We start from the raw sequence: 11,664 nt of genomic DNA on the forward strand, positions 1-11,664 counted from the left end.
AGTTACTCTGCCTCTTCTTTAGCTAACAGTTGCTTTTTCAACAAATCAACTTGTTCTGAAAGCGCTTTAATATTTTTACGCATTAAGGGAATGCGATTAACACCAAGCTCATGTTGAATAGCAAGGTCTTTGGGACGAGCAGGGTTTCCCAAATAAATATTTCCTTCTTTCAAATGCTTATTTGGTGGCACACCTGTTCGTGCCCCCAATACCACACCATTATCAATGCGTACATGGTCACTGACACCAACATTTGCAGCAAAAATAACATTATTTCCAGAGGTAGTGCTTCCAGCGATACCTGTAAATCCACAAAGAATATTGTGCTTCCCTAATTTAACCGAATGGGCTACTTGGACTAGATTATCAATTTTAGTTCCTTCGCCAATAACGGTTGAACCTATTGTCGCGCGATCTATTGCCGTATTTGCACCTATTTCTACATCATCTTCAATAACAACATGCCCAACATGGGGAACTTTTTGGTGTTTGCCATCAATAAATGTATAACCAAAACCGTCAGAACCTATAACAGTAGATGCATGAATGGTTACCCTGGATCCAATTCGACACTTATCATAGATAGTCACTTGGGGGTGAATGGTAGTATGGTCGCCCAGGATCACCTCATGCCCAACATGAATATGGCTTTTCAGCACACAGTGATTCCCTATAATACTTCCGGCCTCAATCACTACATAAGGACCTATAAATACCTCATTTCCTAATTGCACTCCTTCTCCAATAACGGCAGTAGGATGAATATTCGGAATGATTTTTGGGGGGGGATTAAATTCTTGTATTAAAGCTATAAATGCATTGAATGGATGTTTTACTTGGATTAGGGGTTTGCTGGAAATTGAAACCTGCTGATTTACAAGTATAGCAGCTGCTTGAGATGCTTCTGCTTTTTTTACATTTTCAATACTATCAGCAAATACCAAGCTTCCAGGAGCAATTTCATCGATAGGTGATAGGAAAGAAATTCTTATCGAGTCATCACCAATGACTATCCCATGCACCTTATTTGCTATATCAGATAGTGAATAACTCATTTGTTGGCCTTTTTGTAAAATAGCTGATTATATACCCAAGAAACCTTCAATGCCACGGTTTAGGCGACTTGATTTTATCTCATTGAGTTTACTGTAGAATAAGTGAAGTATAGAAAATCGAGCCTAAATATTGTATAAAATTAATCGGACTGCATTAGGGGTTGTTGGCGGTTTGTTTTTCTTCCTGCAACCCGGGTTTTTGTTCATGTTTTAGGTAATTCGAACTTGTTTGTACCACTATTGGGCTTGGCCCAGCAGGGGCGCATGAAGTGCGCATGCAGGAAGTGGGGGCAACTGTGTACAGACCTCAGGATTTAATGTAAAAAAATCAAAAGGATAGGTATGTTTAAAAAACTAGTAGTCTTGGCGTTTTGTGCTTTATTTTCCATGAATGTTTTTGCCGTAGACCCATATGCTCCAGTAATACCTCAAGTATGGTCATCGATTATTACAATTAGTGGGGGGCCTGCATGGTCTGATCCTGGAAAAGATCAATACCTTTATCCTTATCCCGCACCATTGTTTAACTATTATATTGCTGACTCAGAATCTGATTTTTTAGGTACAGGTGAGATCTTTTTTGGGTTACAGCGTTTTATTGGCACAACTAATATCATTGGGCAATTGGGTCTTGGCGTTGCAGCAGCTAGTGACGCTTATCTTTCTGGGGTGGTTAATGTCAACGGCATTCCCAATGTTTATGCTTATCAGTATAGGGTAAGCCATGTTCGTGCAGAAATGAAGGGTAAACTTATTGCCAATGGATTTCAAACCGTACAACCATATCTTAGCGGAAGTTTTGGTGTCGGTTGGAACCATTCCCATGATTATTCTTCTACAACAATAGATCCTGTTCTTTTCCCTACATATTGGTTTGGCACCAGCAGTGTTGTTGCTTTTTCTTATACTCTGGGGGCAGGTATCCAGAAGATGTTAACTCCCAATTGGCAAGTAGGTGTGGGTGCTGAATTTGCCGACTGGGGAAAAAATTATTTGGGTGGGGATGGGGCTACTCTTAATCAAGGCCCAGGCATGCCTCATTTATACACTACAGAATTGTTATTTAGCTTAAGTTATATGTTTTAAGTGTTGGCAAAATCCAAGAGCGCCGCACTAAAACACTAAACCCCGCGGATGAACCGGCGGGGTATGGTCGCAGATGTGATTAAGAGGCGGCGATTCGCGAAGAGGTGACGTTCTTCGAACGCTGATTTAGTTTTAAAACGTTAGTTTTCAACAAAGCTGCTTGAAAAATATTCGTGCTAACAATCCTGCATTTGTCGTAAGCTATTTTTAGCGTACATACCTACGTAGAATTAAAGCAGTATTGGCGCCTCCAAAGGCAAAATGGTTAGATAATGCAATATCAATAGATTTTTCACGTGCCTTATGAGGGACATAATCAAGATCACACACCGGATCTGGAGTTTCTAAATTGATTGTTGGTAGTAATAGATTATGTTGTAGACTCAAGCATGAGGATATAATCTCCATCACTCCAGAGGCACCTATAGAGTGGCCTATCATTGCCTTTTGCGCAGTGATTGGAATTTCATAGGCTCTTTCCCTGAATATGGATTTAATGGTTTGAGTTTCAGTTGCATCATTTAAAGTAGTTCCGGTACCGTGTGCTTTTATATATTGGATATCTTGAGGTGAAACTCTTGCATCATCCAAAGCTGCCTGGATAGCGCGTTGCTGCCCTTCAGAAGAAGGGGCGGTGATGTGAAACGCATCACAGCTGGCACCAAAGCCGATGATTTCTGCAAAAATGGGAGCCCCCCTTGCCAGTGCTTGGCTTAATTCTTCAAGGACTAAAATTCCAGCACCCTCTGCCATGACCATTCCTTCACGATTAAGATCAAATGGACGACAAGCTTTTGTTGGGTTCTCGTTATTAATAGACATCACTTTAAGTTTACACCATGCAGACATCATGGATTCCCAAAGTGGCGCTTCGGTTCCTCCACAGATAGCCGTAGAAATGATGCCTTGAGAAATTTGTTGGTATGCTGCGCCTATAGCATCAGCTGATGAAACGCACGCATTTGAAATTGTAGAGTTGGGCCCGCCGATCCCGAATGCAATGGCAATGAAGTTTGCAACGGAATTGGGCATCCCTCTAATTACAGTTAAAGGCTGCATCTTTTTCCAGTTATTGGTGAAAAACATCCTATAACTTGTTTCCGATTCAGGATAACCTCCCATTCCTGTACCTATGTATGTTCCTGCCTTGCGTAATTCATGCTCAGTAAGCCCAGACTGTAATAATGCATTGTTTGTGCAATATAAGGCAAATTGGGCTACACGCACGTAGCGCTTGTTTTTATTCAATTCAGGAAGATGTTCTAATGAAAAGTCAGTTATTTCACCTGCTATTTGGGTTGGATAAGGAGAAGGATCATAGCATTGAATGCGTTTTATGCCGCACTGTCCTTGACTTGCGGCCGCCCAGAATTTGCTGAGTCCAGTTCCTATGGAAGAAGTTACCTCCATACCGGTTATTACAACCCTTTTTTTCATTAATGATCCTTTAGTTTTTATCAACAGCAAACTCGTTCTTAAATATACGTATAAAAAATGAATGAGAATTGAATTGTTCCATTTTTTCAGTCCAATACTAAAGGTGGGCTTTAAATTTTGTCAAGTTCTATCTTGAGTAAACCCTTATTAAGCCCCTATTACTACCGTTAGCTAATCTAGTAAACTCAAAATGAATGATGATCTTATAGATTTTGTTAGCAACCGAGTCTTATTACAGTCCTAAAGATATTTATAAGATTGGTGTTTTTATAAAGCATCACTTAAGGACAATCGGTTTATTCACTGACAATCATCCTTCTAAACCCAGCAATCCTACTTATCCTCTGCTTTAGACTCTTCCTGATTTCCACGTTTCTGTTTTATGAGTTTTTCCAATTGGTAGAGATCAATTTCCCAATAATCACATGCATTTTGCGTGAGGAAACCAAGACGAGAATATAGGTTAAGTGCTTTTTGATTATGTGTTTCCACATCGAGATTAAGATGTGGTTTTCCTTCACTTAATGCAAAATTAATACAGTGCGCTATCAAGGCGGTTCCCAATCCTTTCCCTTGTCTGATGGGTAATACAGCAATATCTGAAAGTGTTGCTCCATCCTTTTGCCAACGTAAATGGGCTTTCCCAACGATATGGTTGTCTTCAAAAGCGAGTATTATTTGATAGTTTCTATCACCGAGTATGTGTTCGAAACGTGGAATTAATTCTGCTTGCTTTTTAAAAAAACAGGATTCGTCCAGAACACAAAGAAAAGGAATATCTTTAAGGGTTGCGGTACGAAAAGTTAAGTCCTTTTTATAATCGAGCAAAGGGCTTAAATCATTACGTTCCATGTAGTATTCGCTATGCATATAGGAACATCCAAGATCAGGTAGCCAATGGTGATTTAAATGAGCAGGACTTGAAAATATTAGTTTGAAAAAATTTTGTTCCTTTATAAGAGGTAAAATACTCCGAAGCAATTTTTTAGCCATACCCTGGCGACGAAAAGATGGATGTATAAGCAGAGAAACTTCTACGGCATCATCATAAAAAAAATAAACACTTAAGAAACCGATTAATTTTTGGTTTTCATAGTTCAACAAAATAGTTGGAAAGTTTCTTTTTTGGGTTAATAAATGAGTATATAAATTGGGAACACTGCCATCGCTTTTTTTACAGATGGCTTTTAATTGTTCTAGATCCTTAAGTTGATCCTCAGTGAGTTGATTTGTATTACTTAGCATAATTTTGTTAATCGTAACTATTTCTGTTAAGAATAGCTGGTTTTAACGAAATTTGCTCTTATTAATTGATTAAAAATGCAAATTTAGAACCGCAATAATAATTTCTAAAGTGATTAAAATGATAATGATTATTTCCAAATTATGGCCATGCCGATTATCAAGGTAGTTATTAAACATATCAAAGATTTCATTTAGAGTATCGAGACGATGATTGATTGCGTTGACGCGTCTTTGTATGTGCAAGTAGCGTTCAAGCATCGTAAAGTGTTCTTCTAATGTTGGATGTTGCCAAAAATATTTTGGGTGATAAAGAAAATTACTAATTAAGTTCATTTCGCTTTTCGCGCCAAGAATTTCACCAATAATTTGCTGTATTTGTGTACGACTAATTTCCATTTCACCTGATAGAGAAAGTTTTTGAATCATAGGGTTGTATTTTTCGATCAGCACTTCAATAATGGTTTCAAAATACTGCAACTTAACTGATTGAGAAAATCCATAAGACAGGCTAAGTTTTAACTCATCACTGTCATCTTCGATCGTTAAACAATCTACATCAAAAAAATCATGGGGTTCTATAGTAGTTTTACTACCATATTGATAATGAAATTCATCATGGACCAAAAGAGCTACAGGTTTATCAATGAGGCTTTTAACAATATTCAAATAATCGTTAATTTGATAACGTTTGACTCCCCAAGAAACTACAGCGCCGTTTTTAAAAATAAATACGGTATGATTTTTATTATGATTAGCACTTAGCTTCAGTACATCGCGAGTCTTAATCGCTGTAAATTTACCCGAAGCGTTTTTAAAATAATTATCTACACGTGTTAAATCAATTGACTTACCAATACAAAAACTTAAGCATTCCATGATGGTTATAATCCGCGAACTCAAAGCATTTAAAGATATATAGGAAATAATTTGCTGCATCAGCTCTAATTAAGATTAGATACAGCAAGATTATTTATATAGTATATAATAATTTCAGTAATTATCTCAAATGGCGTCAATGGATGCAAAAATGCCTTAGTTACTGTTTTTAAGATATGCTATCTGCTGTCTCGCGGTTTAGATAAGTTCTTTTACGGTCACTGGCACCACCTAACCATTGAGGACAAACTTCCAATATTTCAGCGATTTTGTTGAGCTGATCATCTCCGGGAAGTATGTGACCAAAAATAAAGGAGTTTGCTAAATGACGTGAAACACCAAATACCTTAGATACCGCTTTTGTTTTTTCAGTTAACTCTTCCGGGAACCCTAAAGAAGCTAATTCGCGATTGAAACGTTGCGAAAATACTTTACTGTTCATTTTCTCACTCCATGAAAAAATATTTTTCAGCGTCATGCTGCTACTACATCCTGGTTGCTTAATGATCCATAAGCTATGGTAAGAATGTTATAACTTATTTTTTTTCAATAGAAAAGTTCTTTTATTATGAAATCAACTAGTTATTTTTATATTCGAAGATAATTTTTTGAGCAAAAAGATTATATTAAGCTCAGCGGTGAGCATTTTTTCGATCAAAATCCGAATTAATTTATAATTTTTTACACTAATCGTATGAAATAGGGTATAATGCTGTGCTGAAATTCATTAGTGCTAAAAAATTTGTTAAAGTTATCAATTATTAAGGGCTGTTGCTAATTTATCTCCATACATCTACTTGTCTCGATTTATGTCGCGTAGATAATAGTCAATGCCTCTTAATTTTTCTTGTTCCTTGGTATGGTTTAAGGATATAAACATGTAAGGAATATTTATTTCACATTAGGAGCTAAAACAGAATGATGAAAGTAACCTCGATTTTATTAGGTTTTGTTTTAACCGGCTTGGCTTTTGCTAATGGTCCTAAAGAAATAGCAGCTCATACGGTGACTCTTTCAGGTTTACAACCTGGAGAAGGTCGATATATTCGTAGCGATATATTCGAGAACAATAAATTCCAATCAGGTTATTATTTTTGCGCTGGTGCTGATAGTTTGCTTTATGACTTGCAATATGTTTTTTCAAAAAGCCAGGAACCATTTCACGCAGAACATTTAATTAAGTTTTCCATATGCCAAGATGAGACTATGGCACAATGCCACGAGTTTGCTATAGATAAATACCTTACTTTTAGAAATCTCGATGGGTATTTACAAAATGATGTGACTAAAACAACAGTAGATATTTCTCCATTAAAAACAGCTTACCAGTCCTGTGAGCCAAGTGCAGATATGGATGAGTTGGTCAAACAATCAATTTATGAAAATGACCGTCGCTTTGCCCGTATAGGTTAAGTCATTATTTTTTTCCAAAATCTCAAATAGAGGTCTGTTGGGCTGGCGGCATGTGCTGCTATTATGCCAAAAGGACCTCGTTATTCTTCATTTAACCTCTCGATTTGTTATTCTTTTGTTAAAATTTAGCAAAATTAATACAATTGCTTGTGTAAAATAATGTTCCAATGGTTAAATTACGTGCATTTTGCGTTTGTCTAAACATTAATTCGGAGGTTTATTGAATGAAAAAAATGAAAGTATTAGGTTGTTGTTCTTTATTAATACTTGCATTGGATGCATACTCCTACCAAACTCGAGAGAGTAAAATATATGATGAAAAAGGCCAGGTTGTTCATGTAGATGGATTATCATGGTCTGGATTTCAAGATACAAATGTTCTTCAAGGATTACAAAGCAACCCTTTTTATGCAATTCCATCCCTTCAATCGAATCCTAGATCTTTTGGCATGATGGATTTAATCAGTAAACCGTGGGAATTTCCTGAATCAGGGGTTGATAAAAGCTCAGCGGTCTCTTTTAAAACCATACGCTTACCAATCCAACCCGAAGTGCTTTATGATGATCAGCGTGAAGTAGATTTGAATAAGTGGCTTTCAGATAAAGCCAAACCAAGTGCCGGTAATGGTATTTTTTGTAAAACCTGGCAGAGCAATGGAAGTGGTTGTGAAAAGGCAGTTAGCCCAAGGCAGGCTTTTTGGATTGTCTTACAAGAATTTAAAAAGAACAATATCAGAGTAATGATTGATATCCATCACCGTCAAGGATATGGTGATGCAATGCGTGATGGAACTGTTTATGACATGACGCAATATATTCAAGATATCGCTTTTTTAGCTAAAGAAATTAAAGATCGTCAATTAGACAATGTTCTAGGCATTGATATTTTCAATGAGCCTTATCGTTTGAATTGGTTTAAACCCCACGATTCTCAAGTACCTTGGACAAAAGTTATTGCAACTGCTGCAAATGCAGTGCAAAAAAATAATCCTGATTTATTGTTATTTGTGGAAGGCCCAGACTCTGGTAATGATGATTCAAATAATCCAGTTATTTGTGTTCCTAAATCTCAAGTACCCGATGATAATGGATATAGCCATTCGCCCGATCCTTCGTTGTGCGGTAGTCTTGAGCGAGTTTTCTTTAAAGGCAATTGGGGTGAAGATTTTAAACCTTTGCTCGATGAGCAATTGGCACAACGTGGAATCGCGACTTTTGACGCAGTTAAATTCAAGGATCAGTTGGTTCAGCAGGGAATTAACCAATCTGCTTTGCAGTGGTTAATGGGTGATGAACAAGCTCAAAATAGCCATTTAGTATTTTCACCTCATGTATATCCTGCTGAAGTTGCTGGATGGGAAACTTCGCCTGGTATGGCAAGCCAATTACGTTTTGATTGGTCATGGGGTTTTTTATATAAAGCAGGTTATCCTGTTGTTCTTGGTGAAGCGTCTTGGAAAACTGCAAAAGGAAAAGCATTTTTTACAAATTCATTGATGCCTTATTTACAAGATAATATGGAAACAAATAACCTCTTTTTCTGGGCAATTGGTTATCTTGGTGATACCGTAAGCGCTATAGATCCAAATTCAGGTAAGCTTAATTTGGAAGTACAGCAAGCCTTAAAACAATACTATGATGATCTCTAGGGTATGTATTTTGAGACATTAACATTTTTGTCTGGGTGAAAGTGAAACCCAGGCAAATCCTGATAAAATAGCAGTGGAGTTTCGCTCATATAGAGTTTACACGATAATTGGTGTGATAGTCTTATTGCTTGTATATTGGGGTATGTCCCCTAAAAACTCATAATCTGCGGCTTTACATTCCAGGCGATACAATCCCAAAGTTCAGAATGTTCTTTATTTTCAAAGATGCATAATGCTCCTGTAGCAATTTTAATTCCATATTGTCCAGTGAATGCTGCAAAATTACCTGTTAAATGAGGTAAAAAACGGGCAACTCCATTACTGGTGATGACCAAACATGTTTTCCCCATATAATTTGTGCGAAGATGGATAGAAAAATCCAGCCAATTTTTAATGAGTGTATCGGGATCAACACTCCAACCTTGGGGTACTATAGCCTGGGTTTCCCAAGCGCTCATCGCATCTTTTCCAATTCGAGCAATTACATTCTCTTCTGGTTGGTTTTCATCAGGCCCATAATCGATTTCATTGAAAATGGACAAGGTTTCAATCGGCAAATCAGAGCCCATAGTGAGCTGAGCTTGTTCTGCTGTCTGGATGGCGCGTTTTAATTTTGAGGTAAAAATCACATCAGGGATAAGATGCTGTTGCTTTAGGTAAACACCAAGTAAACGGCCTTGATTTAAGCCGCTTGCCACTAAAGATAAATCAGTAGTGCCTACTCGGCGGACCACATCGCCAGGGGCGAAAGTGTTTCCATGACGGGCGACAAGTAATCGTGTAGCCATATTATAAATTCTCTTGAGATTGAATGGGTAAGGAAGTTAAAAAGTCACCATATTTAGCGATCAATGCTTCAGCACGAATGACGTCCTGCGGGCTATCAATACCAGACATGCTGACGCGATTTTTATAATCAACAGCAACACAACGAATCGTGTAGCCATTTTCCAAGAGACGCAATTGTTCCAATCCTTCTAATTTTTCAAATTTACTTTCAGGTAAGGTAACATACTTTTCCAGCATATTGAGCGAATACCCGTATAAACCAATATGACGAAATATAGGGCTCTTGTCGCTATTTTGGCGTAACTTTTCTTCTTGGCGCACAGCTGGAATAATACTTTTACTAAACCAAAAAGCGTTGCCAGTTTGCTCATCGAAAACGGCAGTAGTCCCACTAAAAGGGGTTATCTGTTTATTCTGGCGTAGCTCATCGAGTTGTTTCCAGGTTAATTGGGTCACAGGAGTTACTACATCACAAGGTGACTCAGCGAAGGCATCGATCATTGCCCGTAAAAAATCAGGGGGCGTTAGAGGTGCATCCCCTTGCATATTTAAAATGAAATCAGGTTTGTCCGGAATCTGCCGTATTGCTTGAGCAACGCGATCAGTACCACTGGGAGCATCTGGGGAAGTCATCACAGAGGCAATGCCAATTTCATGACAATGCTGGACAATTCGATCATCATCAGTTGCGACGATTACAGAAGTGTTTTTTAGTCCTTCAATAGCGGCGAGTGATAAACGGACTACACGTTGGAGCATCGTTTGCCCCTTAATATACACCAATGGTTTTCCTGGTAATCGGGTGGAGGCATAACGAGCAGGAATGACAATGGCGGTTTTCATGGCAAAAAATAGGTCAATAACAAAAAAACAATAATAGCCTAAATAATGGGCTGTTACTATAGTAGAATGATCGCGCAATAATTTGGGTTTAAATAAGGATATTGATGATGAAAAAAATAAATGCAGTCCTAATGGTCTTAATGATGACAGGGGCTTTTGCTGTTAGTGCCGATCAAAATTCTTTGGCAAAATTAACTGATCTAGCAGGTGCATCTGGGTTTGAGAAATCCGTTCGTGATGTGGTAAAACAACAGTGGCAACAGTCAATGAGTCGCGTTACGGTGGATGGCATGGGAAATTTAATTGGATTATATAAAGACAATCCCCAAGGTCCTAATGTTCTGTTAATGGCTCATATGGATGAAGTTGGATATATGGTTGAATCAATAACGCCTGATGGTTTTTTAAAGATTATCCCTCTAGGTGGTATTCCGGCCTCGGTTATTTTTGCACAACGCTGGACTGTTTCGACTCCTAATGGTCCTATTCTTGCTTATTCCGGAATGGACTCAACTCACCTTATTGAGGAACCCAAAAAAAATAAATTGCCCGCGGTTAATGCCGTATTTCTGGATATTGGCGCCGAAACAAAAGAGCAAGCTGAAACTCAATTCAATGTTCGTCCAGGATTACAAGTGACTCCTGCCAGTCAATTTAGTCCCTTAAGCGAGAATCGTTATTTAGCAAAAGCACTCGATGATCGATTAGGTTTAGCGTTGATAGGCGATGTTCTGGAGTCCATCAAAAATAAGCAACATCCTAATCAGCTTTTTACAGCTGCAACCGTACAAGAAGAGGTCGGGTTACGTGGGGCAAGCACCGTTTTTAATAGTACCCATCCAGATGTCACCATTAATGTTGAAGTAGGTATTGCTGATGATTATCCTGCATTGATTGCTGCTCGCAAAGGTAAAATTGCTTTGGGTAAAGGTCCCACGTTATTTGTTTATGATCGTTCGATGATTCCTCACCAAGAGTTATTAAGTTGGATTTTAGATTTGGCTAAAAAAAATAACATCCAAGTACAATTAGAATCTGAAATAGGTTATGGCCAAGATGGATCCAAAGTACAAGGTTCAGGCTCAGGAGTTCCAAGCATTAATATTGGAGTGCCCATCCGTTATGCCCATCAACAAGCAGGTGTATTTGATAAACGTGATTATGATCAAGCAGTAAAGTTAATTAGTTTGATCGTCACTCATCTCAATCAAAATGCTGTCGATCAAATTAAAGCGGGTTGATTCTATAAATAGAAGGATGCTTACATCCTT

11 protein-coding genes are annotated in these 11,664 nt (G+C 38.0%); 4 read left to right on the forward strand and 7 right to left on the reverse strand.

Features of this window, described 5'->3' with window-relative positions; genetic code table 11:
• Positions 1-2 precede the first annotated feature (2 nt).
• A complete protein-coding gene (lpxD, locus tag EKG34_RS05230; protein ID WP_003634138.1) occupies positions 3-1,055 on the reverse strand; it encodes a UDP-3-O-(3-hydroxymyristoyl)glucosamine N-acyltransferase in 1,053 nt (350 codons plus the stop codon).
• A gap of 342 nt (positions 1,056-1,397) precedes the next feature.
• Between lpxD and EKG34_RS05235 the strand changes: the two genes are divergently transcribed.
• Entirely contained in the window at positions 1,398-2,141 is a 744-nt protein-coding gene (locus tag EKG34_RS05235) for an outer membrane protein (protein ID WP_003634140.1), read from the forward strand.
• Positions 2,142-2,348: 207 nt separating this feature from the next.
• Here the strand turns inward: EKG34_RS05235 and EKG34_RS05240 are convergent, their stop codons facing one another.
• The 4 genes from EKG34_RS05240 to EKG34_RS05255 form a co-directional block, all read right to left on the reverse strand.
• Positions 2,349-3,578 carry a beta-ketoacyl-[acyl-carrier-protein] synthase family protein gene (locus EKG34_RS05240; protein WP_003634141.1) on the reverse strand — a complete coding sequence of 410 codons (1,230 nt, stop codon included), beginning with the start codon at positions 3,576-3,578 and terminating at the stop codon, positions 2,349-2,351.
• Between the two features lie 333 nt (positions 3,579-3,911).
• The gene (locus EKG34_RS05245) at positions 3,912-4,823 is read right to left on the reverse strand and encodes a GNAT family N-acetyltransferase (protein WP_003634143.1); all 912 of its coding nucleotides are present in this window, start codon (positions 4,821-4,823) and stop codon (positions 3,912-3,914) included.
• A gap of 69 nt (positions 4,824-4,892) precedes the next feature.
• Positions 4,893-5,699 carry an RMD1 family protein gene (locus EKG34_RS05250; protein ID WP_003634146.1) on the reverse strand — a complete coding sequence of 269 codons (807 nt, stop codon included), beginning with the start codon at positions 5,697-5,699 and terminating at the stop codon, positions 4,893-4,895.
• A 169-nt stretch (positions 5,700-5,868) separates the two neighbouring features.
• Positions 5,869-6,141, reverse strand: a complete 273-nt coding sequence (locus EKG34_RS05255) for a hypothetical protein (protein WP_003634147.1) — start codon at positions 6,139-6,141, stop codon at positions 5,869-5,871.
• Between the two features lie 476 nt (positions 6,142-6,617).
• Here EKG34_RS05255 and EKG34_RS05260 point away from each other — a divergent pair, with 476 nt between their 5' ends.
• Together EKG34_RS05260 and EKG34_RS05265 are read left to right on the forward strand one after the other, a co-directional pair.
• The gene (locus EKG34_RS05260) at positions 6,618-7,112 is read left to right on the forward strand and encodes a hypothetical protein (RefSeq protein ID WP_003634148.1); all 495 of its coding nucleotides are present in this window, start codon (positions 6,618-6,620) and stop codon (positions 7,110-7,112) included.
• Positions 7,113-7,336: 224 nt separating this feature from the next.
• A complete protein-coding gene (locus tag EKG34_RS05265) occupies positions 7,337-8,761 on the forward strand; it encodes a cellulase family glycosylhydrolase (RefSeq protein WP_003634151.1) in 1,425 nt (474 codons plus the stop codon).
• Between the two features lie 149 nt (positions 8,762-8,910).
• Here EKG34_RS05265 and EKG34_RS05270 read toward each other — a convergent pair whose 3' ends face one another.
• Both EKG34_RS05270 and kdsB read right to left on the reverse strand, forming a co-directional pair.
• Complete coding sequence (locus EKG34_RS05270) at positions 8,911-9,549, reverse strand: histidine phosphatase family protein (RefSeq protein WP_003634153.1); 639 nt, start codon at positions 9,547-9,549, stop codon at positions 8,911-8,913.
• 1 nt (position 9,550) lies between these two features.
• On the reverse strand, positions 9,551-10,393 hold the full coding sequence (gene kdsB / locus EKG34_RS05275) for a 3-deoxy-manno-octulosonate cytidylyltransferase (RefSeq protein WP_003634155.1): 843 nt from the start codon (positions 10,391-10,393) through the stop codon (positions 9,551-9,553).
• A 104-nt stretch (positions 10,394-10,497) separates the two neighbouring features.
• Here kdsB and EKG34_RS05280 point away from each other — a divergent pair, with 104 nt between their 5' ends.
• A complete protein-coding gene (locus tag EKG34_RS05280; protein ID WP_003634157.1) occupies positions 10,498-11,634 on the forward strand; it encodes a M42 family metallopeptidase in 1,137 nt (378 codons plus the stop codon).
• The last annotated feature ends 30 nt before the right edge of the window (positions 11,635-11,664 follow it).

This window comes from Legionella longbeachae, assembly GCF_004283175.1.
Classification (GTDB): domain Bacteria; phylum Pseudomonadota; class Gammaproteobacteria; order Legionellales; family Legionellaceae; genus Legionella; species Legionella longbeachae.